This window comes from Lentibacillus kapialis (genome assembly GCF_014646635.1).
GTDB lineage: Bacteria > Bacillota > Bacilli > Bacillales > Amphibacillaceae > Lentibacillus > Lentibacillus kapialis.
This window is the reverse complement of record NZ_BMNQ01000009.1, coordinates 21,993-47,127: the sequence shown is the minus strand read 5'-3', so window position 1 is coordinate 47,127 and position 25,135 is coordinate 21,993. Positions and strand designations below refer to the sequence as shown.

Genomic DNA, 25,135 nt, shown 5'->3' with positions numbered 1-25,135 from the left:
ATCAGCGGGTCTTGTATCCCCCTCCCCGCTGATTTTTAATGTTGCGGTGAAAATGTTGTGGTGATGCAGAAAGTCGTTAAACCAACCATTCCGACCATTAAGCCGGAATAAATAAGTGTTGACTCTTGAATAATCAGCCAGCCAAATAAGACCACGACACTGTCAAAAATCAAAATAATGATTCCTACATTGAGCGAAATGACTTTGGCAAGTATTAATGCCAAGAGATCGACACCCCCGGCACTTGCTTTTGTCAGCAGCATCATGCCTATTCCGGCACCAAGCAAAAATCCGCCGGTGATAGAACTTATCAGAATGGGAGGTGTATGCAAAGCTGTCAATGAGTGAAAATAATCAATGAAAAATGATGAAACTAATACACCATGCACGCCGTTGTAAAAATAAGAGCGGAACTCAAACCAAGCATAAATGTACAGGGGCAGACTGACGAGAATAATCGTTAAACCCGGTTTCAGACCGAGGGTGTATTTAGCAATCAGACCCAAACCAATGATACCGCCGTCGACGAGATGATTTGGTATGATAAAATAGTTCACACCAATGGCGATGAATATACTCCCGATCAGGACGGTCACTATTTTTTTTAGCAAACATATCACACACCATTTAACTTGTCCTGAAGATTATGCTTATAACACAATATGTGTAACCCGTCCAATTTATCCATGGGAATGCTTTGAAAGGGGAAAATTGTTGTGATCATTGCAATTATCATATTACTGTTTGTTTCATTTTTCTTTTCAGGAAGTGAAACGGCATTAACTGCTACCAATAAGATGAAACTGCAAACAAAAGCCGACAGTGATGATAAATCGGCACAAAAACTTCTGGATTTAGTTTCCAGACCAAGTGAGTTTATCACAACTATTTTAATTGGCAATAATATCGCAAACATACTGCTTCCGACACTTGTAACAGCGCTTGCGATACAATACGGCTTTAGTGTCGGGCTGGCATCTGCCATGTTAACTGTTATCATCATTATCTTTTCCGAAGTTATTCCGAAATCGGTGGCAGCCGCATTTCCCAATCGGATTTCTATGCTCATCTCACCAATCATCCGTTTTTTCGTTGTGGTATTCAAGCCGGTAACTATCGTGCTTAATTGGCTGACAGACGCTATCACCCGCATACTTGCAAGGGGGCAGCCAACTGCTGATGCTTCAGTGTCCAAAGCAGAACTTCGCAGCATGGTTGAAATTGCTGACTCGGAGGGGACCTTCAATGAGGCGGAATCCAATCGCATCAAAGGTGTCCTTGATTTTTACAATCTGGATGTCAAGGATGTTTTAAAAACACCACGGGTTGATATAACAGCATTACCATCAAGTGCTTCATTTGAAGAGGTGCGAAATGTTGTCATTCAAAACCCGTTTACACGCTATCCGGTCTATCATGAAGACATAGATGACATTGTTGCCGTTTTCCACTCCAAGTATTTGATTTCCTGGTCAATCGAGCCGGAAAAATCATTACATGAATTCAGTTACACCGATCCCTTGATTGTATTTGAATTTCAGTCGATTGAATGGGTTTTTCGAAAAATGACAAAAGAAAAAAAGCATATGGCTATTGTTCTTGATGAATACGGGGGCACTGAAGGAATCCTGACACATGAGGACGCTATTGAAGCAATGATAGGATTGGAAATAGCAGATGAAATGGACCCTGAGAGTGAGACAATCGTTGAAAAACTTACGGAAAATGAGATGATCTGTGACGGAAAAATCACGCTTTACAGGCTTAATTCACTTTTTGATACGGATATTCCGGAAGAAGAGGATGTACTTGCGGGATATTTGTTTAAAGAATTTAATGCTTTTCCCGAAAAAGGAGACGTTATCGAGCGAAATCAGCTGACGTTTAAAGTACTGGAAATAGAAGGGAGAATGATCAGGAAAGTTCAGATTAATAAATGATGAGATTCCGTCTGCTATAGTGCTACCGAAAAAATTGACTGAAACATAATAGTTTGTATATACTGTCACCATATAAAAGGTTTTCTAGGGTTCCGCAGTGGAAGCTGGCCTGGTCCAAGAGAAAACGCACGGAATGTGTACACGGCGGGGAAAAAGCCCGGGAGGATATCTGAATGCCGGATATCTTCCCGGGCTTTTTGTTAAAATGTCGGAACCATTATGGATGTCCTTGAAGGAAAGGTTCAAGATTCGATATCTGCTATAAGGTGAAGTAAATGCTGTATTTTTCTAATAACGTCAGAAAGTATAAATGATGGATGACCTTATAAGAAACGCTTCGGCATTCGCTATAAGGCGAGGCGAATGCCGAGTTTTTCTAAGCAGTTAAGAAAGTATAAATTATTTCTTACTGCATAAGTGCAACTAAGGCTTTCGCCATTAAAGCTTGGCGATAAGCCAAGTTTTCTAATAATGGCAGACCCGAGTTATGAGGTGATAAATGTGAATAAAAGCTGGAATATTTTATTTTTGGCAGGATTGTTCGAAATCGGCTGGGTCGTTGGACTGAAACATGCGGACAGTATTTTGACATGGGTCCTGACAGCGGTTGCCATTTATCTAAGCATGCATTTACTTGTGCTTGCTTCCCAAAAGCTCCCGGTTGGAACAGCATATGCCGTATTTGCCGGCATGGGAACGACAGGAACCGTCATCCTTGAAATGGCGGTGTTCGGTGAGCCGTTTAGATTGATTAAAATTATTCTTATTTTAGTATTGCTTGGCGGCGTGGTCGGGCTGAAATTAGTAACAGATAAAGAGGCAGGTGAGCACAGGGCATGAGCTGGATATATTTACTGATAGCAGGTTTTGGGGAAGTAGTGGGTGTGACAGGGATTAATAAAGTGAATCAGGATAAATCTTTTCTTGCCTTTACATGGCTGGCAGGCGGTTTTGTAATTAGTTTCGTCTTTTTAACGTTGGCTATGGAAGATCTGCCAATGGGGACAGCATATGCTATTTGGACCGGAATTGGTACGGCCGGGAGTGCAATCGCCGGGATGATTTTTTATAATGAGTCAACAGATGGAAAGCGGATTGTATTCGTCAGCATGATTATTGCAGCGGCTGTAGGTCTGAAACTGATAACGTGATATGTTTGGCAAACTGGATATACGGATAAACCTTAATTAAGAAATGGTGAATAATGATTAAGGGAGTGCCAATATCCAATGAATATGCGCCAACGGATTAAACACCTGGAAAATGTAAAGAAAGAGCAGGACAATAAGGTGCTGACCATGTATTTAAATACAGACCCATCTGATCCCGAACAGCAAGCGGGGGAGTGGAAAATACATCTTAAAAACGGTCTCAGGAATTTTGAAAGTTATTTAGAAGAAGATAATAACAAAGAAGAGCTGAAAAACTATCAACTTGTTAAGCAAAAAGTCGAAAAATTTGTTCATGGCAATGAACAGCAATTCCGCAAAGGTATTATACTATTTGCGTCTGCCGATGAAGAGGTATGGTTTGCAGACCGATTCCAGGTTCCTGTGAGAACTGAGTTTTTCTGGGAAAAGGAGCCAAAGCTTGAGCAATTAAAGGAACTTCTTGAATCCTATCCGAAATCAGGTATCATTCTTGTACAAAAGAATGAAATCAAATTGATTGAAGCAGACTTGAATGAAATCCTGGATACTGAATATTATGAGCTTGATATTGATACCGAAAAATGGCGTCAGTTTACAGGTCCACATAAGGCACAGGCTTCAATGGGGTCCGGGGGCAAAAGTTCCCAGCAGGATAAAGTCAATGCTCGTTATGAAGCAAATAAACAACGCTGGTACAAAAACATTGCTCCAAAACTTGATAAGAAAGCCAAAGACCGGGAATGGGAGAATCTATATGTTGTCGGTGAACCGGATGATGCTTCCGAACTGGAACATGAATTGAACAAACCGGTCACAGAATTGATTCAGAAAAATTTGCTGGATCAGGAAGAATCAAAGGTGCTGGAAGAAATTTTCGGCTGAACTTCAGAAGGAAAAAGTAGTTCACACATGGTGGTGATAATATAAATCAGATCGTATATAGCGTGCTAAATCACATAAAATTTAGTACGCTATTTATTTTTTCTTGTAACGTTATAATGATGATCTCCTCATCCCGGGAATAACACGGCAAAAGGCAAATTAGATAGTCATCATCTAATTTGCGGAATGAGCAATTACTTGTTAAAGGGCTTGCGTATTAAATAACGTATTCGTATTTTCATAATAGTAAGATAAAGAATAAGTAGAATGCGGGGTTACCGCACGAGTTAGAAGTTTTTCCGCTCAAGTTTAGAGTGCGCGAATGACGTGTTAGGGCAAAGCAAATTGTAAGTTGTGAGTTGTTGAGATGCCTCGTGTACTACGTTATTGATTCGGCAATTTTTATGCCTCCTGACAAACCGGGCATAAGCCGTAAATTTCGAATTTGTGGTCTTCGATTGCATAATTTCCCAACTTCTGCCGCACCTCATTCATCGGACAAACATCTATCTCCTTCGTTTTTCCGCAATCTTTGCAGATAAAATGATGATGATGATGCTGAGTACAGGTGATGCGGAAGTGTTTTTCACCATTTAGCTGGGTCGTCTCCAGTACACCAATCTCATCAAATAAGTGCAGGTTGCGGTAAACAGTATCAAAACTGATCCCGCTATAGGCAGGTTCCAAATAGTTAAGCAAATTCTTCGCCGAGCGGTAGCCGTCAGCCTCAGCAAAAAATCTCAGCATATCTTTTCGCTTGGCGGTCATTTTATAGCCTTCCCGCTTCAATTTTTGAATAGCTTCATTTAGTTCCATGAGTAGTCCTCCTTGTAAGTGAAAATCGTTTGATCCCGATTGCCGCAAGCATGATGATGATGGATACAACAACTATGGTGCCACCGGGAGGGATGCTGAAGTAGTAGCCGGATATTAACCCTATCATGACAGCTATTTCACCAAATACAATTGACAGCACAATCATTTGTTTAAACCCGCGGGCCAGTCGCATGCTTGCTGCTACCGGCAGGGTCATTAATGCCGACACTAAGAGGACACCAACAACGCGGATGGATGCAGCAATAACCAGTGCAGTAAGAATAATAAACAATAGATGAATCCATTTTGCGTGAATTCCTGATGCAACGGCATGCTCCTCATCGAATGATAAGGTGACTAGTTCACGGTAAAACAGACGGATTACAAGGACAATTATAACGGATATTCCTAAAATGGAATAAAAATCCGTTTTACTGACGGCGGAGACGGAACCAAATAAATAGTTGAACAGATCCGTGTTGAATCCATCTGCCAGTGCAATGAAAATAACACTTAAGCCAACACCGCCGGATAAAATGATCGGAATGGCCAGTTCCTGATACGCTTTATAGACACTACGCAGCTTTTCAATGAAAATGGATCCGAGTACTGAAAAGCCCATCCCGCTGTATAATGGTGCTATCCCCAAGGCAAGTTTCTTATCGATAAAAAGGCCAAAGGCAATACCTGCAAGTGTCACATGTGACAGAGCATCTGCGATTAGGGAAAGGCGCCGGACCACAATGAATGTACCAAGTAACGGTGCGACGATTCCGATTAAAAGTCCGGTTAGAAATGTATGCTGTAAAAAGTCGTATTCTAAAAAGTCTGCAAGCATAATTGAGTCCTCCAACGTTAATGATCGTGTGTCACAATGTTAACGGGGTGACCGTAAAACTGTGATAAATCTCTATTTGTCAATGTTTTGTATTCACTGGGGTCGCCGTGAAAATGCAGTGTCTTATTCAGGCAAACAATATCTGTTGCATGCTCTGTCATCGTTCCGGTGTCGTGCGTCACAAGTAGCAGTGTGATATTATGTTCATTGTTTAATCGGTGGAGTAGCTCGTAAAATTTTTGGACGTTTTGTTCGTCTACACCAACGGTTGGCTCATCAAGAATCAAGAGTTCCGGATCACTGACAAGTGACCGTGCGATAAAAACGCGCTGCTGCTGTCCGCCTGAAAGATTTCCAATGTTCTCATATGCGTAATCGCTCATGCCGACTTGGTCGATTGTCTGCAGCACTTTATTTTTATGTGCTGCTGTAAAAAATTTAAAATAGCCGATTTTGGCAGTTAATCCCATTGATACAACTTCATAGACTGTGGCGGGAAACCCTTTATTGAATGAATTGGCTTTTTGGGAAACAAATCCGATTTTGCTCCAGTCCTTGAATTTTTCGATGGGCTGGCCGAATAGGCGAATGGTTCCATTGTAGGGTTTTATCAGACCGAGAATAAGATTTATCAGAGTTGTTTTACCCCCGCCGTTTGGTCCGAGCACACCCATGAACGCACCCTCAGGAATTTCAAAATTGATATTGCTCAGGACATTCTTATGTTCGTACGCATAGTTGATGTTTGCCATTGATACAACCGGCTCTTTCATTGCTTTTATTCCTCCTTGTCTGTTGCCTGACTGAGCACTTCAAGATTGTGTTTCATTAACGATAAATAATCATCGCCGTTTTCGATATCAGCTTCTGTCAAAACAGCAAGATTATGAATGAATAGGCTCTTGGCATTGATTTGATCCTGTATGATTTCAGAAACGCGATCAGAAGTATTCTGTTCAAAGAGAATATAGTCCATATTATAACGCCGGGCCTGATCGATGATTTTTGTCAAATCCTTTTGTGACGGTTCTTGGCTTGATGATAACCCTCTAATGGCAATTTGTTCAATTCCATAACGCTCTTCCCAATACCCGTAAGCAGCATGCGAAACGAGAATTTTTTTGTTTTCCTTCGGCTGGAGCGTTTTCCGGAATTGTTCGTCGAGCGTCAGCAAATCATCTTTCAATTCATTAAAGTTTTCAGTGTATTGCTCTGATTTTGGTGGATTTAAATCAATCATTTGGTCTTTAATAATGCCGGCCATATCAATCATCCGTTTTGGGTCAAGCCAAATGTGCGGGTTATGGTCATGGTGATGTCCCCCGTGATCGTGCGCGTCTTGGTCGCTCGTTCCATGATTAAATAATGCCTCGTTCGCACCCAATTCGATTAATGCAACATCCTGTGAATCAAGAGCTTCAGAAGCGGTTTCTGCAAATCCCTCCATTCCGGCGCCAAGATAGATGAACGCGTCGCCTTCAGCAATGGATGTCATCTCCCTGGATGATGGTTCATACGTGTGGGCATCAACACCGGGGGGATAGACGGATTCGGTTTCAACAGAGCCACCGCCGATACGCTCAACTGCATATTGAATGGGATAAAGGGATGTATAGATTTTTAAACCGGCCTTGTTGTTTGTATCGGATACAGACGGTGTGCAGCCGGCTACGAAAATCCCTATTAATAATACGATTATAATGGCTTGATATTGTTTCATCCTGCAAAGTCCTTTCCTAAAGAATACATCAATATTATCGTAATGATTACGATTTGTAAATAGGAATGATTACGATTTATAAATGTGACAATATTGCCAAAAAAAGAAATCGGCAACTTGCCGATTTTTGCTGGGGTTTACTAAAATTTTTGCCCGTAATATTTATCAAGTGTGAACCCCCGTCCCAACACTTCTGATGCATCAATAAAGACAACAAATGATGTTGGTTCCTCATCTTGCATCATTCTTTTCAATTTTACGGCCTCTTGTTGTTCAGCAACACAGAGAATCATGGTTCTGTCCTGGTTGGAATAGCCGCCGATAGTTTGGACCTTTGTCAGTCCGCGGTCAATCTGGTCGCTGATCATATCATGGATTTTCACTTCATTTTCTGTAATGATCATGATCAGTTTAGTTGCTGATGTACGCAACTGAACGATATCAATGGTTTTACTTGTAATATAGATGCACATGAGTGCGAATAATGTTAGTTCCAGATTGAATACAATAATAGAAGAAATGACAACCAGACCATCAACAATCAGTTGAGAATACCCACTTGAAAAGCCGGTAAATTTTTTAACAACCTGTGCAATAGCCGCAGTGCCACCCGTTGATCCACGTCCTTTGTAAACTGTTCCAAGACCGACCCCAAGAATAATACCACCATAAATTGCAGCGAGCACAGGATTTGAAACTGTGTAAGGGATATCTGCTGTCAGGAATATCATAAATGGTACCCAAAAAGTACCCAGCAGCGTTTTCCAGCTGAAATCTTTTCCCAGGGCGATCCAGCCGATAATGAAAATGGGGAGGTTGATTAATAATTGGGTGAGGGCAGGACTTAATGCATACAATTCATAGAGAATGGTACTGACTCCTGAAATCCCGCCCGCTGCCAATCTGGAGGGGAGGAGGAAAAGGTTATAGGAAAGTGCAACTAGTGAAGCACCGATAATAATTTGAGCATATTCTGTCATAAGTTTTTTGTTCATATGATGCAAATCCTTTCTTTAGTAGCGAGACTGTTGGTCTTATTGTACATCTGAATTCAATTTTTCGTTTATCAAAACCTTTATTATTCTAACGCAGTTTGTCAGTTCATAAAAGGTTTTTATACTGATCTTCACAAAGAATAGCCGACAGTTCGCAACCGAATAGGTCTTGAATGAACTTAAATATTCGATTACGCTAAATGACGTGTCACGTTATCGAAAAAATATGCCATGTTTTTATTGCGAACTATCAGAATATAACTTATACTAACAAATAGATAGATAGGCGACTATCTTTTATTTTTCAAGAAAAATGAATGAGCATTCATTCAAACGATGATAGGGGGAGAAAATATGGAGCGAAGTATCAAGCGTGCTGCAGTATTGGGTTCCGGTGTCATGGGTGCCGGCATTGCTGCACACTTGGCAAATGTCGGTATCCCGACAGTGATGTTGGATATCGTACCACGTGAACTGACCAAACGTGAGGAAAAGAAAGGTTTAACGCTTGAAGACCGTGCTGTACGGAACCGTATGGCTTCCGACAGTAAAAAAGCTTTATTAAAACAAAAACCATCACCCATTACATCAAAGAAAAGTCTCGACTTAATCGATGTCGGTAATATAGAAGATGATATTGACAAATTAGCGGACGTTGATTGGATTGTAGAAGTAGTTGTTGAAAATCTGGAGGTAAAACAAAACGTTTTTGCAAACATTGATAAGTATCGCAGGGAAGGAACCATTGTGAGTTCCAATACGTCCGGTATTTCAGTGGAGGCCATGGCTGAAGGGCGTTCTGAGGATTTTTGCAAACATTTCCTTGGAACACACTTTTTTAATCCGCCACGCTATCTGAAATTATTGGAAGTAATTCCGACTGAAGCTACAGATCCGCAAGTGCTGGCGTTCATGAAAACATTTGGCGAGGATGTGCTTGGGAAAGGCGTGGTTGAAGCCAAAGACACACCGAACTTTATTGCCAACCGGATTGGAACATATGGGCTGCTTGTCACTGTACAGGAAATGCTGAAAGGCGGTTACAGTATCGGTGAAGTGGATTCTATCACCGGACCGATGATCGGCCGTCCGAAGAGCGCTACTTTCCGCACATTGGATGTCGTTGGGCTGGACACGTTCATTCACGTTGCCAACAATGTGCATGATCAGGTAGAAGGTAACGAAAAAGACGTATTCAAAGTACCGAGTTTTATGCAAAAAATGTATGAAAAAGGCTGGCTCGGTGCCAAAAGCGGACAGGGCTTTTTCCTGAAGAAAAAAGGGAAAGACGGAAGCACGATCTATGAATTGAATCCTCAAACATTTGAATATGAAGACCGCAAAAAAATAAAAACAAATGCTACAGAAATGGCAAAACAGGAAAAAGTTCCAAGCCGAAAACTGAAAGCGCTTGTATCTGCTGAAGGTGATAAGGCCGGTGATTTTGTCTGGTCTGTTTTAAAACCGGTGCTCATTTATTCTGCTGAGCTTGCCGGTGAAATTGCTGATGACATTATCGCCATCGACCAGGCGATGAAATGGGGCTTTGGCTGGGATATTGGTCCATTTGAAACGTGGGACGCTCTTGATCTGCCGAAATCAGTCGAACGTATGCAAAGAGAAGGTTCGGAAGTTCCCGAATGGGTATTGAACATGCTGGATTCCGGAAATGAATCTTTCTATCATACCGAAAATGGCAATGTGTATTACTATGATAAGGGTGAATACAAACGGCAGCATTTTAATCCGAAGGAAGTTAATTTGAAGCGATTGAAAGACGAAAAGGACGTTATTAAAAAGAATGCCGGTGCCAGTTTAATCGATTTAGGAGATGGTGTTGCGGGATTGGAGTTCCATTCACAGGGTAATGCCATCGGTTTGGATATTATCAAGATGATTAATGATTCAATTGAGGAAGTGAATAAAAATTACAAAGGGCTGGTAATCGGTAACCAAGGCAAAAACTTCAGTGTCGGTGCTCACCTTGGCATGATGCTGATGTCAGCACAGGATGGCGATTTCTTAGAACTGGATATGGTTGTCCGTCAATTCCAGAATACAGCCATGACTATCAAATACTCGAAAAAGCCCGTGGTTGTTGCGCCATTTAACATGACAGTTGGCGGTGGTGCTGAACTTTGCTTGCCGTCTGCATCTATCCAGGCCTCTGCTGAAACCTATATGGGACTGGTTGAATTCGGTGTTGGTCTTATCCCGGGCGGGGGCGGTACGAAAGAACTTTACTTGAAAGAGCTCCGCCATTTGCCTAAGGGCGTAGATTTTGATCTGACCAAAGTTGCCAACGATGTATTTGAAAAAGTAGCCATGGCCAAAGTATCGACATCAGCAGAGGAAGCACGGGAAAATGGATTTTTGAATAGCAGAGATGCCATCAGTGTGAATGCCGATCACCTGTTGCATGATGCAAAGCAAAACGTATTGGCACTTACTAAAGCAGGCTATCAGCCACCGAAACACGAAAAGATTCCGGTCGTCGGTGATGGAGGTTATGCCGCTATGCTGATGGGAGCGAAATCACTTCGGTTCAGTGGCTATGCCTCTGATCATGATTTGAAAATTGCCGAAAAGTTAGCATATGTCTTATCAGGGGGACGAATTAAGGAAGGAACGCTGATTGATGAACAAACGATGCTGGATCTGGAGCGCGAAGCATTTCTCAGTCTGATAAGCGAACCGCTGACACAGCAGCGTATGCAACATATGCTTTTAAAAGGAAAACCATTGCGAAACTAATTTGAAGAGGGGGATAAAACGTGAAGGAAGCAGTAATTGTTGCAGGAGCAAGAACCCCTGTAGGAAAAGCTAATAAAGGAACATTGGCCAATACAAGGCCGGATGACCTGGCAGCACTAACGATCAAAGCGACATTGAAACGAGCAGGGAATTATGATGGAAACATTGATGATGTAATTATCGGCTGTGCAATGCCTGAAGCGGAGCAAGGTATGAACATGGCGCGCAACATCGCGGGCTTGGCCGGTCTCAGGAATGATGTGCCGGGCATCACGATTAACCGCTTTTGCTCATCCGGACTGCAAAGTATCGCATATGCAGCAGAGCGTATCATGATTGGTGCAAGTGATACGATTATTGCCGGCGGAGCTGAGTCCATGAGTCTGATCCCAATGGGTGGTCATGTCATCAAGCCGAATACGAAGCTTGTCCAGGATGCACCTGGATATTATATGCAAATGGGGCATACAGCTGAAGAAGTGGCAAAACGCTTCGACATTTCAAGAGATGAACAGGATAACTTTGCTGTCCGCAGTCATGAGCGCGCAGCAAAAGCACTTGAAAAAGGTAAATTCAGCGATGAAATTGTTCCAGTCGACGTAACAGAACGTGTAATTGGGGAAAAGAACAAAGTTGAAGAGAAAACAACGATGTTTGAAATGGATGAAGGTGTACGTGCAGGAACAACAAAAGAAATTCTCGGCAATTTGAAGCCGGCATTTTCCGCCACCGGATCCGTGACGGCGGGAAATTCTTCACAAATGAGCGATGGGGCAGGCACTGTTCTTGTAATGGATCGCGAAAAGGCTGATTCAGAAAGGATGAAACCGCTTGCCAAATTTCATTCATTTGCTGTGGCAGGCGTTGAACCGGATATCATGGGGGTCGGCCCCGTTGAAGCAGTACCGAAAGCCTTGAAGATTGCAGGACTGGATTTATCTGACATCGGTTTGATTGAACTGAACGAGGCATTTGCCTCACAGTCAGTTCGTGTCATTCATGCACTTGATCTGGATCCGGAAATTGTCAATGTTAATGGCGGTGCCATCGCGCTTGGTCACCCGCTCGGCATGACAGGTACAAAATTGACACTCAGTCTTATTCATGAAATGAAACGCCGCCAAGTACAATATGGTGTTGTCACGATGTGTATCGGCGGCGGTATGGGAGCAGCCGGAGTTTTTGAGCTGCTGTAGGTTTGATGTGTTCTGGAAAGCCGCTGAAGTTCGTATCAAAGCGATACAAAGTGATTAAACGTTCGCCATTCAGCGGAGGGAATCCACTAAAATCCAACATTGAAAGGAACGATTAATATGAGTGAAACAACCGAAAAATTATTTAAAGGTGGCGGGTTTTTGACGGAAGACCTGCAACCCGAAGATATAGTGACACCTGAAGATTTTACCGAGGAACACAAGATGATCGGCAAAACGACAGATGATTTCATTGATGGGGAAGTTATTCCGAAAATTGACAACTTAGAGAACCATGAATTTGAGTACTCTGTTGATTTATTGAAAAAAGCCGGTGAACTCGGATTGTTAAGTGCAGATATTCCGGAAGCGTATGGCGGACTTAATCTGGATAAAATCAGCTCAGCCATCATCACCGAAAAATTTGCCCGCGCCGGCGGTTTTTCGATAACGCATGGCGGACACGTCGGCATTGGAACTCTGCCAATCGTTTTTTTTGGCGATGTTCAACAAAAGGAAAAGTATTTACCGAAATTGGCGACCGGTGAGAAAATCGCAGCCTATGCTCTGACTGAGCCAAGCGCGGGATCGGATGCTATGAGCGGAAAAACAACAGCAACACTGAATGAAGCTGGAACCCATTATATTTTAAATGGAGAAAAACAATGGATAACTAACTCAGCCTTTGCGGACGTATTTATTGTTTATGCGCAGGTTGATGGTGATAAATTCACAGCATTTATTGTTGAGCGCGAATTCCCCGGTGTCTCAACGGGGCCTGAAGAAAAGAAAATGGGTATCAAGAGTTCCTCGACACGTACATTGATTCTGGAAGATGCTGAAGTGCCGGTTGAGAATATGCTTGGTGAAAAAGGCAAAGGCCACAAAATTGCTTTTAACATCCTGAACGTTGGCCGTTATAAACTCGCTATGGGCGGCGTTGGTGGTTCTAAACGAGGAATTGAAGTCGCAACAAAATATGTTAATGAACGGAAACAATTTAATACCGCAATCTCCAGTTTTTCACTGACCCAGGAAAAGTTGGCTGACATGGCGGCAAAGACGTACGCAAATGAAAGTGCTGTCTATCGCACAGTCGGTTTGTTCGAACAACGAATGGGGTCATTGACAGATGAGCAGTTAACAGATGGGAAAGAGGTAGCAAAGGCAATTGCTGAATACCAAATTGAGTGTTCATTGAATAAATTCTCCGCTACCGAATGCTTGGATTATGTTGTCGATGAAGCCGTTCAACTTCATGGCGGATACGGTTTCATGGAAGAATATGAAGTGGCAAGAATGTACCGGGACTCACGGATCAACCGGATCTTTGAAGGAACCAATGAAATTAACCGTCTGATCGTACCCGGGACGCTAATGAAAAAAGCAATGAAAGGTGAATTGCCGCTCCTTCAGGAAGCACAGAAATTGCAGGAAGAACTCATGATGATGATGCCTGAGGAACCCAATGATGCGACGTTGGAGCAGGAAAAATATCTGCTTAAAAATGCTAAGAAGATGGTGCTGCTTGGCGCTGGCTTAGCTGCTCAAAAATATCAGCAGAAGTTGGAGCATGAACAGGAAATTCTGATTAATTTGGCTGACATGGTTAACGACATTTACAACATGGAAGCAGCCATCCTGCGTACTGAGAAGGCAATCAGCAAAGACGGTGAAGATCAACACAAACAGAAACTTCTTTACACACAAGTATATGTGCAGGAAGCCTTCAACCGAATTGAGGCGGACGCAAAAGAATCACTCATTGCCGTGGAGGAAGGCGATAACCTTAGAATGATGCTGTCATCATTGCGTAAGCTAACCCGCCACATGCCAAGCAACGTGATTGCCAAGAAACGCAAAATTGCTGCGAAGGTCATTGAAGAAGAAAAATATGTTGTTTAATTGACAGCTGTGGAAAACTGCCCCGGCCGAAAAGGCTGCAGGGCAGTTTTTCGTTTATAACGTCAGAAAGTATAAATGATGGATGACCTTATAAAAAACGCCAGCACTTATAAGGCGAATGCCAAATTTTTCTAATAAAAGAAAACTCCGAAGTTCACAACTTTGCGGCTGAAATGCGTACAACAGCTCGCCTCTCCGTATTAAATTTGCTATAATGAATGAAGCCTATTTATAGAGGAGAGAAGCATATGGCATTAACATTTTACTGGTATCCGAAATGCGGCACATGCCAAAAAGCGAAAAAGTGGCTTGACGGGCATAACATTGATTATACAAGCATACATATTGTAGAAGAACCTCCAACGAAAGAACAAATGTTGAATCTTATGTCAAACAGTGATATCCCACCGAAAAAGTTCTTCAACACAAGCGGAAAAAAATATCGCGAGCAAAATATGAAAGAAAAAATCACGGATGCAAGCATCGAAGAAATGGCTGAATGGCTGTCATCAGACGGTATGTTGATTAAGCGGCCGATTGTCACAGATGGCCAGAAGGTGACGGTCGGGTTTAAAGAAGACACATTCACTGAAAACTGGCTTTAAAAATAGAATGAAATACTAGAAAAATACATGGCTGCCTAGTATAGTTGAAGTGACAGTTGCAATGATTTAATGGAGGGATATCGATGAACTTACCAAAGGATTTGTTTTATACTGAAGAGCATGAATGGATTAAGAAAGAGGATGGAAAAGTTCGGATTGGGATTACTGACTTTGCACAGGATGAGCTTGGTGACATTGTTTTTGTTGAACTGCCTGAAGTCGGTGATGAAATTGAAGCAGATGAGCCATTTGGCAGTGTTGAGTCCGTTAAGACGGTTTCAGAATTATATGCCCCAATCAGCGGAAAAGTTGTCGAAATTAATGAAGACCTTGAGGACAGCCCTGAATATGTCAATGAATCACCATATGACAAAGCCTGGATGGTCGTTTTAGAACCTTCCAATGAATCGGACGTCGATCAGCTATTATCTGCTGAGCAGTATGAGAAAGCCGTCAGTCAAGAATAATAACAAATGATGATGAAAAAGCTGACAAACTCGCTGATGAGAAGTCGGCTTTTTTATAACGTCAGAAAGTATAAATTATAAAAAAAGCTTCGGCATTCGCTATAAGACGAGGCGAATGCCGAGTTTTTCTAAGGCAGTTAAGAAAAATTATTTCTTACTGCATAAGTGCAACTAAGGCTTTCGCCATTAAAGCTTGGCGATAAGCCAAGTTTTCTAAATTTATATCCCTATCATGGTGTTTCTTTAAGGAGTGCAATATAGATGACAGAGTACACCGAAAAAGTTATCATTGTGGAAGGATTGACCGACAAAAAGCAAATCAAAAAAGTGATTGCTGAGGATGCCGACATTGTTTGTACTAATGGAACACTTGGCGTGGAAAAGTTTGATGAACTTCTTGAAAATTATGACCTTGACAACCGGGATGTTTTTATTATGGTTGATGAGGACAATCCGGGTATCAGACTGCGCCATCAGCTGTCACGCGAGCTTCCGCATGCTGAGCATATTTATATCAGCAGTGATTATCGTGAAGTGGCGACAACTCCCGAAAATATATTGGCCGCTGAACTAGCAGGAAAGCGAATTGAGGTTAATCCGATTTTTCTGATTTAGGGTGATTTTTTTGCAGCAGATTACGGATGATGTATTGCAACAGGAACGTTATTTACTATATATTTATACACCATTTTGCGGCACGTGTGCGCTTGCGAGATCCATGCTTGAAAAAATAGAAGCTGTTCATCAGCAAAACATTTTCTATGAAATGAATGCGTCACTCAATCCTGATTTTATGCAAAATTATAAGGTCGAAAGTGTCCCTTCTCTGTTGATTAAACAAGATGGAGAAGTGAAGGATAAAGTATATGCTTTTAAGTCGATTGCCAATGTATACAGCTATCTGATGACATACAAGCCGGAGCTTTTTGCTGCGAATTAATTGTGCCGACTGGCAGCGCAATGAAGCTGAGGTAGTTTTTAGGGAATTTAAAGCAATTAGCAGTAATTTGCTTTATGATTAAATGAAACTCAGCATAGTCAATTCAGTCATAATATTTCTGAATTCTGCCGTCTATAAGCCTTTATATGCTGATTGTCGTGGCATTGAGGATATGGTATCGTTAATACCGTAATCAAATGAAAGGATGGTTCACTATTAATAGTGGAATAAGATTGCATTACACGCCGGAAATGGAAAGAGCAATGCAACAATCGCACCAAATGGGCTATGTTGAGTATGAAAGGAATCTTGATAAGCGCATAGCCGTTGAAAAAAGGCGACAGAATGAATATGAGAGATGTAAACATATGGTAGCTGAAATCGACAGTCACATTCAATCGTAATAGACATAATCCGGTACTCCTGCTGCAGAGGGGTGCCGGATTTTAATATGTTATTGGTTGTGACTTTATTTTAAGCGAGCGATTGGCCGCCGATGTTTCTGTATTCAAGTTCCGATTTTCTCAAAAAAAGAAAATTAGTATGAAAATTAATGTTCCAAACAAGGAATATGGTGAAAAGAGTCGAATATATATATAATCGTTAGTATTAAGGGAGGTACATTGTTTGAGATTATTAAGCTACCGTATAAAAGGTAATCCCGGACCATCACGGATGGGCTTCTTACATGGAGAAAAGATTATTGATCTTCAGAAAGCCTGGAAAAAATTTAAGCATGCTAATAACGACAATGATGCTGCAAATACCGCAGACAGATTTTTCCCGGCAGATCCGATGCAATTTTTCACAGCAGGCTCTCGGATGATTGAACAGGCTCAAGATGTACTGATATATGCCAAATATAATCGTGTAGATGATATTAGCTTCAGCCGCGATCAAGTGTATCTCTTCACCCCTCTCTCATCTCCGGGGAAAATTATATGTGTCGGCAAAAATTATGCAGCGCATGCAGCCGAAATGGACAGCAATGTACCGGACTATCCGGTATTGTTTGCCAAATTTGCAAATGCATTGATCGGACCTGAAGATGTGATCGAAAAGCCAAAATTTGTTAACAAACTTGACTACGAGGCAGAACTGATCGCAGTCATCGGAAAGGAAGCTTCACATGTCAGACGTGACAAAGCATTTGATTATATTGCCGGCTATACCATCGGCAACGACATGTCTGCACGTGACCTGCAAAAAAGGACACCACAGTGGCTGCAGGGAAAAACATTGGACCGCTCAACACCTGTCGGCCCGTGGGTTGTGACTCCCGATGAGGTGGGTGATGTCGGGAACTTAGCAGTGCGTTCCTATGTGAATGGTGAGGAACGCCAATCCGCAACGACACAAAAGCTTATCTTTGATATTCCATTTTTGATTGAATTTATTTCGTCTTTGGTTACATTGAACCCCGGTGATTTGATTATGACGGGTACGCCGGATGGAGTTGGTATGGGGATGACACCACCGCAATTTGTAAACGACGGCGATATTGTAACGATAGAGATCGACAACATTGGAAGGATAGAGAATAAAGTGAAAGAAAAAGCAAAAATACAATAAAGACAGTCATGCCAGCAAGCAACATAAGTGCAGACCAACATAATGGTCCGCACTTTTTTATTTTGATAAACGGATAGTAAATTTCCGTTTTGAATAAAAAATTTAATATAAGGTGTTGCATTAATATAAATTATATTGCATAATAATACACAACAATTTATCTAGCACATGTTAAAGATGAAAGGGAGGTGGAGGAACAGTATGCCTGCATTACAGCATATCCGGAAGGTTCTGGTGGTTGGGTCGGGTCCCATTATTATCGGTCAGGCAGCTGAATTTGATTATTCCGGCACACAAGCTTGCCTGGCATTGAAGGAAGATGGTATTGAGGTCGTTCTCGTCAATAATAACCCGGCAACAATCATGACGGACCATACAATGGCTGATCATGTCTATTTAGAACCATTGACGACAGATTCACTTACTGCGATTATTCAAAAAGAACAACCGGATGGTATATTGCCGACACTCGGTGGACAGACAGGTCTGAATATGGCAGTAACTTTATACGAGGCAGGTGTATTAGAGGAATATAAAGTAGAACTGCTTGGTACCTCTTTAGATGCAATTCAAAAAGGTGAAGACCGTGATATTTTCAAAACGACGATGAATACAATTGGAGAGCCTGTTCCTCAAAGCTTATCAGTCCATTCAGTTAATGAAGCGATTCACTTTTCACAGACAGCTGGCTTCCCGATTATTATCAGACCGGCTTATACACTTGGCGGTGCCGGAGGAGGAGTCGCTGAAAGCAAATACGATCTTAAATCAATTGTGCAGCATGGTCTTGATATGAGCCCTGTTGGCCAGGTACTTGTCGAGCAGAGCATAAAGGGCTGGAAAGAAATTGAATTTGAAGTTATCAGGGATGCAAACGACGATTGTGTGATTGTATGCGATATGGAAAATGTTGACCCGGTTGGTATTCATACAGGTGACAGTATTGTTGTTGCGCCTGTCCAAACGTTGACTAAAAAGCAACTTAACATGCTTAAAAATGCATCACTGAAGGTGATTCGAGCCATTGGCGTTGTCGGCGGATGCAATATTCAATTTGCTCTGGACCCGAATAGTAATGAGTACGTCATTATCGAGGTTAACCCAAGGGTCAGTCGTTCAAGCGCGCTCGCGTCAAAAGCAACCGGTTATCCGATTGCCCGAATTGCAACCAAGATTGCTATGGGATGGCATCTCAATGAATTGCAGAACCCGGTCACCGCTGATACATATGCGGGATATGAACCGATGCTTGATTATATTGCTGTCAAAATACCACGCTGGCCATTCGATACATTCAAGACTGCTGACCGAACACTTGGAACGCAAATGAAAGCAACAGGGGAAGTGATGGCGTTAGCTGACAATTTTCCGGCAGCATTGAATAAAGCTATCCGTTCGCTTGATATCGGAATCAATCATCTGCCATTTCTTCCCGATTGGACAGAAGCAGCAATTGAAAATGCGCTCGAGCAGGCAACAGATGATCGCTTGTTTGTGACAGCCGAAGCCATGCGAAGAGGTTATTCACTTGATGATATTCACAGTTTGACAGGTATCAATCGTTTTTTCCTGAACGGTATAAAAGCTGTAACGGATATGGAGAAACAGCTTGAGGAGAAAAGCTGGCATACAATCAGTCGGGAAGAATGGCTAAGCGTCAAAACGTTGGGTTTTTCGGATCAGATTCTGGCTTCGTTATTCAACAAAGAATTAGATACAGTCCGGGAACATTCTCTGACAATGGCTCCTCCTATCTATACAAAAGTTGATACAGGTAAAGATGAAGCATCATTAGATACAGGTTATTTTTACAGTACATGGGGTAATACGAATGAAGCAAAGCCATTGAAGGGTCAAAATGTTGTAGTTTTAGGTGCCGGACCAATCAGGGTCGGTCAGGGGATCGAGTTTGATTACTGTTCGGTGCATGCAGCGAAGTCTTTGCAGAATCAGGATATCAATGCTGTTGTGATAAATAATAACCCTGAAACAGTCAGCACTGATTACAATATGGCCGATCATCTTTATTTTGAGCCGCTGAATGCTGAAGATGTTTTGGCAGTGGTTCAGAATGAAAAAGCAGATGGTGTTGTGATACAGTTCGGCGGACAGACAGCGGTTAATCTTGCAGAGGAATTATACAAACACGGTGTTCATGTCTATGGCACGACCTTACCGGCCATTAATGCAACAGAGGACCGGGATAAGTTCTACCAGCTCCTGCACGCGCTGAAAATTCCGCATATACCCGGAAAAACAGTATCAAGATTCTCAGAAGCAGTCGAATCTGCATCTGACATAGGCTATCCTGTATTGGTACGGCCGTCATACGTCATTGGTGGAAGTGGCATGGCGATATTATATAATGAATCGGAATTGATGACATACTTGAACGGACTGAAAACAGACGCAATGGAATCAGCTGTTTTTCCGCTATTGATTGATCGGTTTATTGCGGGAAAGGAATTTGAGATTGATGCTGTCTGTGACGGAGAAGATGTGCTGATACCCGGTGTTTTTCAACACATTGAACGGGCGGGGACCCACTCAGGAGACAGCATTGCCGTATTTCCGGCTCCCGACCTTTCAACACCGCAAAAACATCAAATTGAGTCATATACAAAATCTATCTCGAAGGAATTGAACTTGCAAGGGATGGTTAATCTTCAATTCGTGCTCAGTGAAGACGGCCGGGAATTATATGTGCTGGAGGTTAACCCACGATCATCACGGACAGCACCAATTGCCAGTAAAGTAACAGGTATCCCGCTGATTGATCTGGCCGTGCGCGTGCAAATGGGTGAGCCGCTTAAAGAGCAAGCGTGGAAACTTGGCCTGCAGGCTGACACACCTTATTACGCAGTGAAAATGCCGGTCTTTTCCTCAACGAAATTAGCAGGAGTTGATCCTTATCTTGGACCTGAAATGCAGTCAACCGGTGAAGCTATCGGATTGGGGAGAACCATTGGTCAGGCATTGACAAAAGCGTGCGGCTGGATGGAAAATACCGCTCTTGATACAACGGCGAATAAACCCATTTATTTATCGTTTCACTCAACTGATCATTTAAACGAACAGCTTTTGACATTGCTTTCGGACTTACCGGTTAAAATAGCTGCCGATCCGGAAACTGCCGCCTATCTAAGTGAACATGACATTCATGCAGATCAGGTTTGGGATACTGCACAAGCCAGCACGATTTGTTCACAAAACGGATTTTCATTAGTTTGTGATACACAAAAGTCATTTACGAAGGATAAACATACCCGGCTTAGAATGGCTGCCTTGACAGTTAATACAACATGCCTTACATCGATTGACACATTACTAGCTTATTTATATGCGTCAGACCAGACGCTGGAGGCACCTGTTCCGATGAATGATTATTTGAATGAGAGCCGTGAATTGAATCGGCGAAAGGAGCGTGCAATGTAAATGAAAACAGAAGCTGAGCCCGTATTCACCGGTGACAAGCTGAAAGGCCGTAGCTTTTTAAAGCTTACTGATTTGAGCAAGCAGGAATTAACCCATTTACTCGAATTGGCTGATGAACTGAAACAACGGCACAAATCAGGGGCGTATGAGGAACCCTTGAAGGGAAAAACACTTGGCATGCTGTTTGAAAAACCATCGACCAGGACCCGGGTTTCATTTGAAACAGGTATATTCCAGCTTGGCGGTGCAGGGATTTTTCTTAATTCAGAAAACCTGCAGCTGGGAAGAGGGGAAACAATGGCGGACACAGCCAAAGTTCTTTCCAGTTATCTTGACGGCATGATGATCAGGACATTTTCCCACGAAGTCCTACAAGAATTCGCTGACAATGCCTCGATTCCGGTGATCAATGGGCTGACTGATATGTATCATCCGTGCCAAGTGCTTGCTGACTTGCAGACAATTCAGGAAGTGAAAGGCGGACTGGACGGGATAAAACTCACCTATATTGGTGATGGCCATAATATGGCACATTCCTTGCTCATTGGAGCAGCCATGACAGGCATGGATGTCAGTATTGCCGCTCCTGAGGATTATTTGCCGGACACTCACATTGTCCAAGAAGCTTTGTCGAACGCAAGGCAGTCCGACAGCCATATAGAAATCACTTCAGACCCGCAAGCAGCTGTGAAGCAGGCAGATGTTATTTATACCGATGTATGGGCTAGCATGGGGCATGAAGAAGAACAAAGAAACCGCAAACAGGCATTTTTCGATTTTCAGGTGAACAAAAAACTCTGTTCGCTGGCAAACAATGACGCCATCTTTATGCATTGTCTGCCGGCTCACCGCGGCGAAGAAGTGACAGCGGATGTCATTGACGGGAAGCAGTCGGTTGTTTTTCAGCAGGCGGAAAACAGACTGCACGCTCAGAAAGCACTGATGTCAGCATTAATGGGCTGACTATTAAAAAAATACAACGCTATTTTATAACGTCAGAAAGTATAAATTATGGATGACCTTATAAGAAAAGCTTCGGCATTTGCTATAAGGCGAGGCGAATGCCGAGTTTTTCTAAAATAGTTATGACAAGGAGAGGATACCATGCGTAAAGAGAAGATTGTTTTGGCTTATTCCGGAGGGCTTGATACGTCTGTTGCGGTTAAATGGCTACAAGATAAATATAACTACGATGTTATCGCGGCAGCAATCGACGTTGGAGAAGGAAAAGATCTTGATTTTGTTAAACAGAAGGCGCTTGATGTTGGCGCCGTGAAATCATATGTGATCGATGCTAAATCACTCTTTGCTAATGAATATGTACTGCCCGCATTACAGGCTAATTTACTATATGAAGGGAAATATCCACTCATTTCAGCACTGTCCAGACCATTGATTGCAAAACTTCTTGTTGACATTGCTGAAAAAGAGGGGGCTGCGGCTGTTGCTCATGGCTGTACCGGAAAAGGTAATGATCAGGTGCGGTTTGATGTTGCTTTCGCTGGTTTGAATCCGAATCTCGATGTTGTTGCACCTGTACGCGAGTGGTCAATGTCAAGAGAGGAGGAGATTGCGTTTGCTGAAGAGCACAACATCCCGGTTCCTGTCGGTTTCGATAGTCCATATAGTATCGATGAAAATTTATGGGGACGCAGCAACGAGTGCGGTATTTTAGAGGATCCTTGGGCAGAGCCGCCGAAAGATGCTTATAATCTGACGGCTGATCCGACTGATGCCCCGGAAGAACCTGAACTTGTTACGGTATCGTTCGAACAAGGCAAACCAGTCTCATTGAACGGTGAAAAACTTGAGCTTCATGAACTGATATTGTCGCTAAATGAGATGGCGGGGAAGCACGGCGTCGGAAGAATCGACCATGTGGAAAATCGTCTGGTCGGCATTAAATCACGAGAAATTTATGAAGCACCGGCAGCTGCTGTGCTGCTAACAGCCCATCAGGAACTGGAATCATTGACATTGACACGTGAAACATCCCGTTTCAAGCCGGGGGTTGAGCAGAAGTTCGCCCAAACGGTCTATGACGGTTTATGGTATTCTCCACTGACAGATGCTCTTAAAGCATTTGTAACGGAAACACAACACTATGTATCCGGGACAGTTAAGCTGAAACTGTATAAAGGACACGTTCATACTGTCGGCCGTGAGTCAGAGCAGTCGCTTTATGACTTTAATCTGGCAACCTATAATGCTGATGACGCATTCGATCATGATGCCGCCAATGGGTTCATTAAATTATGGGGGCTTCCGACAAAAGTTCATTCGTCTGTCAATGCCTCGTCTAAAGACGACCATTTACAGGCAGATATCACGATAGATAGCGCAGAAAAGGAAACGCAAAGTCAATGAAACTATGGGGCGGCCGATTCACAAAACCAACGAACCAATTAATGGATGAGTATGCCTCATCCATTCACTTCGATAAAAAATTGGCGAAGCACGATATTATGGGAAGCCTTGCGCATGTCAGAATGCTCAAAAAATGTAACATCCTATCTGACAACGATGCGGATAAGATAGTTGAAGGACTGCAATTTGTGGCTGCTAAAATAGAAAATGGTGAAGCGGTGTTAAGCGAAGAACATGAAGATATCCATATGAATATCGAGAAACTGCTGATTGATGAAATCGGATCTGTCGGCGGGAAGCTTCATACAGGAAGAAGCCGGAACGATCAGGTGGCTCTCGATATGCGCTTGTACTTGCGCGAAGTTGTTCATGAACTGGTTCAACTAGTTACAAATGTCCAGAAGTCACTTTATAAGCAAGCTGAAGCTAACCTGGATACTCTCCTGCCCGGCTATACCCATTTACAACGGGCCCAGCCTGTTTTATTTGCTCATCATATGCTGGCATATTTGTTCATGTTTCAACGGGATGCCGAGCGACTTGCAGATAGTCTGAAACGGATTAATAAAATGCCGCTTGGAGCCGGCGCACTTGCGGGCACGTCTTTTCCGATCGACCGGCAATATGTGGCAGATGAACTTCAATTTGACAGTATCTGTGAAAACAGTCTGGATGCCGTTAGTGACAGAGATTTTGTTGTTGATTTCCTGTCGCACGCCTCTATGATCGCAATGCATCTGTCGCGATTGTGTGAGGAGATGGTGCAATGGTCAAGTGCTGAATTTAATTTTATTGAACTTGATGACGCCTTCTGTACGGGAAGTAGTATGATGCCGCAGAAGAAAAATCCGGATGTGGCAGAACTCGTACGCGGTAAAACCGGACGCGTATACGGCAACCTGACCGGAATGCTGACAACATTAAAGGGGCTGCCACTCGCGTATAACAAAGATATGCAGGAAGATAAAGAAGGAATGTTTGATTCTGCGGAAACGTTGCGCGGAGCACTCGCACTATTTGCCCCTATGATTGAAACGATGCACGTTAAAGAAACAGAGATGTATGAAGCTGTCAGGCAGGATTATTCCAATGCGACTGATTTGGCGGATTATTTGACCAGCAAGGGAATGACATTCAGAGAATCCCATGAGGCGGTCGGAAATATTGTGCTGCATTGTCTCAATCAAAACAAGTATCTGCTTGATTTATCACTGGATGAATTCCGCTCGTTCTCAGATTTGATTGAAACGGATATTTTTAAAGCGCTAAGTCCCGAGTCAGTTGTGAATGCCCGGAAGGTTCCGGGTGGAACAGCAAAAGAAAGTGTAAAGAATCAGCTTGAAAAAGCAGCCGCACTTCTTAAGACAAATGAAGAATGGCATGCATTGAATTCAAACAAATAAGCAATCATCAGTGTCCGGTTCATAAACCGGGCATTTTGCTGTTCATCGTATTTAACAGAAATTTGTGTTTGTACTATAATGGAAATTGTGAGTCTGGTGCTGATAATACAATAATCCCTGATAAGATAGACTCCCTAAGAGTTGATAATACA

23 protein-coding genes and 1 riboswitch are annotated in these 25,135 nt (G+C 42.6%); of the genes, 17 read left to right on the top strand and 6 right to left on the bottom strand.

Going from position 1 to position 25,135, the window contains the following annotated elements; genetic code table 11:
* Positions 1 to 35: 35 nt before the first annotated feature.
* Complete coding sequence (locus IEW67_RS05645) at positions 36 to 620, bottom strand: YitT family protein (RefSeq protein ID WP_229671681.1); 585 nt, start codon at positions 618 to 620, stop codon at positions 36 to 38.
* Positions 621 to 716: 96 nt separating this feature from the next.
* Between IEW67_RS05645 and IEW67_RS05640 the strand changes: the two genes are divergently transcribed.
* The 4 genes from IEW67_RS05640 (at position 717) to IEW67_RS05625 (ending at position 3,973) form a co-directional block, all read left to right on the top strand.
* The gene (locus IEW67_RS05640) at positions 717 to 1,940 is read left to right on the top strand and encodes a hemolysin family protein (protein WP_188632092.1); all 1,224 of its coding nucleotides are present in this window, start codon (positions 717 to 719) and stop codon (positions 1,938 to 1,940) included.
* A 73-nt stretch (positions 1,941 to 2,013) separates the two neighbouring features.
* Positions 2,014 to 2,106, top strand: a riboswitch (guanidine-I (ykkC/yxkD leader).
* 335 nt (positions 2,107 to 2,441) lie between these two features.
* On the top strand, positions 2,442 to 2,780 hold the full coding sequence (locus IEW67_RS05635) for a DMT family transporter (RefSeq protein WP_373288492.1): 339 nt from the start codon (positions 2,442 to 2,444) through the stop codon (positions 2,778 to 2,780).
* Positions 2,777 to 3,091: a DMT family transporter gene (locus IEW67_RS05630; RefSeq protein WP_188632090.1), complete on the top strand. Its 315-nt coding sequence runs from the start codon at positions 2,777 to 2,779 to the stop codon at positions 3,089 to 3,091. The genes IEW67_RS05635 and IEW67_RS05630 overlap by 4 nt, the downstream gene beginning before the upstream one ends.
* A gap of 78 nt (positions 3,092 to 3,169) precedes the next feature.
* On the top strand, positions 3,170 to 3,973 hold the full coding sequence (locus tag IEW67_RS05625) for a VLRF1 family aeRF1-type release factor (RefSeq protein ID WP_188632089.1): 804 nt from the start codon (positions 3,170 to 3,172) through the stop codon (positions 3,971 to 3,973).
* Between the two features lie 402 nt (positions 3,974 to 4,375).
* Here the strand turns inward: IEW67_RS05625 and IEW67_RS05620 are convergent, their stop codons facing one another.
* From IEW67_RS05620 to IEW67_RS05600, 5 genes are all read right to left on the bottom strand, one after another.
* Positions 4,376 to 4,789, bottom strand: a complete 414-nt coding sequence (locus IEW67_RS05620; RefSeq protein WP_188632088.1) for a Fur family transcriptional regulator — start codon at positions 4,787 to 4,789, stop codon at positions 4,376 to 4,378.
* Positions 4,776 to 5,627 carry a metal ABC transporter permease gene (locus IEW67_RS05615; RefSeq protein WP_188632087.1) on the bottom strand — a complete coding sequence of 284 codons (852 nt, stop codon included), beginning with the start codon at positions 5,625 to 5,627 and terminating at the stop codon, positions 4,776 to 4,778. The genes IEW67_RS05620 and IEW67_RS05615 overlap by 14 nt, the downstream gene beginning before the upstream one ends.
* 17 nt (positions 5,628 to 5,644) lie before the next feature.
* Positions 5,645 to 6,400: a metal ABC transporter ATP-binding protein gene (locus tag IEW67_RS05610; RefSeq protein ID WP_188632086.1), complete on the bottom strand. Its 756-nt coding sequence runs from the start codon at positions 6,398 to 6,400 to the stop codon at positions 5,645 to 5,647.
* A 5-nt stretch (positions 6,401 to 6,405) separates the two neighbouring features.
* The gene (locus IEW67_RS05605; protein ID WP_188632085.1) at positions 6,406 to 7,347 is read right to left on the bottom strand and encodes a metal ABC transporter solute-binding protein, Zn/Mn family; all 942 of its coding nucleotides are present in this window, start codon (positions 7,345 to 7,347) and stop codon (positions 6,406 to 6,408) included.
* A 140-nt stretch (positions 7,348 to 7,487) separates the two neighbouring features.
* Entirely contained in the window at positions 7,488 to 8,342 is an 855-nt protein-coding gene (locus IEW67_RS05600; protein ID WP_188632084.1) for a YitT family protein, read from the bottom strand.
* A gap of 354 nt (positions 8,343 to 8,696) precedes the next feature.
* Here IEW67_RS05600 and IEW67_RS05595 point away from each other — a divergent pair, with 354 nt between their 5' ends.
* The 13 genes from IEW67_RS05595 (at position 8,697) to argH (ending at position 24,983) form a co-directional block, all read left to right on the top strand.
* Entirely contained in the window at positions 8,697 to 11,096 is a 2,400-nt protein-coding gene (locus IEW67_RS05595) for a 3-hydroxyacyl-CoA dehydrogenase/enoyl-CoA hydratase family protein (protein ID WP_188632083.1), read from the top strand.
* Between the two features lie 20 nt (positions 11,097 to 11,116).
* A complete protein-coding gene (locus IEW67_RS05590; RefSeq protein ID WP_188632082.1) occupies positions 11,117 to 12,292 on the top strand; it encodes an acetyl-CoA C-acetyltransferase in 1,176 nt (391 codons plus the stop codon).
* Between the two features lie 117 nt (positions 12,293 to 12,409).
* Positions 12,410 to 14,194 carry an acyl-CoA dehydrogenase FadE gene (locus tag IEW67_RS05585; protein WP_188632081.1) on the top strand — a complete coding sequence of 595 codons (1,785 nt, stop codon included), beginning with the start codon at positions 12,410 to 12,412 and terminating at the stop codon, positions 14,192 to 14,194.
* A 248-nt stretch (positions 14,195 to 14,442) separates the two neighbouring features.
* Complete coding sequence (locus IEW67_RS05580; protein WP_188632080.1) at positions 14,443 to 14,799, top strand: arsenate reductase family protein; 357 nt, start codon at positions 14,443 to 14,445, stop codon at positions 14,797 to 14,799.
* An 83-nt stretch (positions 14,800 to 14,882) separates the two neighbouring features.
* On the top strand, positions 14,883 to 15,266 hold the full coding sequence (gene gcvH / locus IEW67_RS05575; protein ID WP_188632079.1) for a glycine cleavage system protein GcvH: 384 nt from the start codon (positions 14,883 to 14,885) through the stop codon (positions 15,264 to 15,266).
* 261 nt (positions 15,267 to 15,527) lie between these two features.
* Entirely contained in the window at positions 15,528 to 15,881 is a 354-nt protein-coding gene (locus IEW67_RS05570; RefSeq protein ID WP_188632078.1) for a toprim domain-containing protein, read from the top strand.
* Positions 15,882 to 15,891: 10 nt separating this feature from the next.
* Positions 15,892 to 16,206: a thioredoxin family protein gene (locus tag IEW67_RS05565; protein ID WP_188632077.1), complete on the top strand. Its 315-nt coding sequence runs from the start codon at positions 15,892 to 15,894 to the stop codon at positions 16,204 to 16,206.
* Between the two features lie 197 nt (positions 16,207 to 16,403).
* Positions 16,404 to 16,610: a YuzK family famiily protein gene (locus tag IEW67_RS18565; protein WP_505735173.1), complete on the top strand. Its 207-nt coding sequence runs from the start codon at positions 16,404 to 16,406 to the stop codon at positions 16,608 to 16,610.
* Between the two features lie 223 nt (positions 16,611 to 16,833).
* Positions 16,834 to 17,778, top strand: coding sequence for a fumarylacetoacetate hydrolase family protein (locus tag IEW67_RS05560; RefSeq protein WP_188632076.1), 945 nt, complete (start codon positions 16,834 to 16,836; stop codon positions 17,776 to 17,778).
* A gap of 201 nt (positions 17,779 to 17,979) precedes the next feature.
* Positions 17,980 to 21,213, top strand: a complete 3,234-nt coding sequence (carB, locus tag IEW67_RS05555; RefSeq protein ID WP_188632075.1) for a carbamoyl-phosphate synthase (glutamine-hydrolyzing) large subunit — start codon at positions 17,980 to 17,982, stop codon at positions 21,211 to 21,213.
* Entirely contained in the window at positions 21,214 to 22,176 is a 963-nt protein-coding gene (argF, locus tag IEW67_RS05550) for an ornithine carbamoyltransferase (RefSeq protein WP_188632074.1), read from the top strand.
* 141 nt (positions 22,177 to 22,317) lie between these two features.
* Positions 22,318 to 23,580: an argininosuccinate synthase gene (locus tag IEW67_RS05545; RefSeq protein WP_188632073.1), complete on the top strand. Its 1,263-nt coding sequence runs from the start codon at positions 22,318 to 22,320 to the stop codon at positions 23,578 to 23,580.
* A complete protein-coding gene (gene argH / locus IEW67_RS05540) occupies positions 23,577 to 24,983 on the top strand; it encodes an argininosuccinate lyase (RefSeq protein ID WP_188632072.1) in 1,407 nt (468 codons plus the stop codon). Before IEW67_RS05545 ends, argH begins: the two co-directional genes overlap by 4 nt.
* The last annotated feature ends 152 nt before the right edge of the window (positions 24,984 to 25,135 follow it).

Bases quoted from the DNA above. Each gene is read 5' to 3' on its own strand.
- IEW67_RS05630 (WP_188632090.1), top strand. From the start codon at position 2,777: ATGAGCTGGATATATTTACTGATAGCAGGTTTTGGGGAAGTAGTGGGT.
- IEW67_RS05625 (WP_188632089.1), top strand. From the start codon at position 3,170: ATGAATATGCGCCAACGGATTAAACACCTGGAAAATGTAAAGAAAGAG.
- IEW67_RS05620 (WP_188632088.1), bottom strand. From the start codon at position 4,789: ATGGAACTAAATGAAGCTATTCAAAAATTGAAGCGGGAAGGCTATAAA.
- IEW67_RS05615 (WP_188632087.1), bottom strand. From the start codon at position 5,627: ATGCTTGCAGACTTTTTAGAATACGACTTTTTACAGCATACATTTCTA.
- IEW67_RS05610 (WP_188632086.1), bottom strand. From the start codon at position 6,400: ATGAAAGAGCCGGTTGTATCAATGGCAAACATCAACTATGCGTACGAA.
- IEW67_RS05605 (WP_188632085.1), bottom strand. From the start codon at position 7,347: ATGAAACAATATCAAGCCATTATAATCGTATTATTAATAGGGATTTTC.
- IEW67_RS05600 (WP_188632084.1), bottom strand. From the start codon at position 8,342: ATGAACAAAAAACTTATGACAGAATATGCTCAAATTATTATCGGTGCT.
- IEW67_RS05595 (WP_188632083.1), top strand. From the start codon at position 8,697: ATGGAGCGAAGTATCAAGCGTGCTGCAGTATTGGGTTCCGGTGTCATG.
- IEW67_RS05585 (WP_188632081.1), top strand. From the start codon at position 12,410: ATGAGTGAAACAACCGAAAAATTATTTAAAGGTGGCGGGTTTTTGACG.
- IEW67_RS05580 (WP_188632080.1), top strand. From the start codon at position 14,443: ATGGCATTAACATTTTACTGGTATCCGAAATGCGGCACATGCCAAAAA.
- gcvH (WP_188632079.1), top strand. From the start codon at position 14,883: ATGAACTTACCAAAGGATTTGTTTTATACTGAAGAGCATGAATGGATT.
- IEW67_RS05570 (WP_188632078.1), top strand. From the start codon at position 15,528: ATGACAGAGTACACCGAAAAAGTTATCATTGTGGAAGGATTGACCGAC.
- IEW67_RS18565 (WP_505735173.1), top strand. From the start codon at position 16,404: ATGAAAGGATGGTTCACTATTAATAGTGGAATAAGATTGCATTACACG.
- carB (WP_188632075.1), top strand. From the start codon at position 17,980: ATGCCTGCATTACAGCATATCCGGAAGGTTCTGGTGGTTGGGTCGGGT.
- argF (WP_188632074.1), top strand. From the start codon at position 21,214: ATGAAAACAGAAGCTGAGCCCGTATTCACCGGTGACAAGCTGAAAGGC.
- IEW67_RS05545 (WP_188632073.1), top strand. From the start codon at position 22,318: ATGCGTAAAGAGAAGATTGTTTTGGCTTATTCCGGAGGGCTTGATACG.
- argH (WP_188632072.1), top strand. From the start codon at position 23,577: ATGAAACTATGGGGCGGCCGATTCACAAAACCAACGAACCAATTAATG.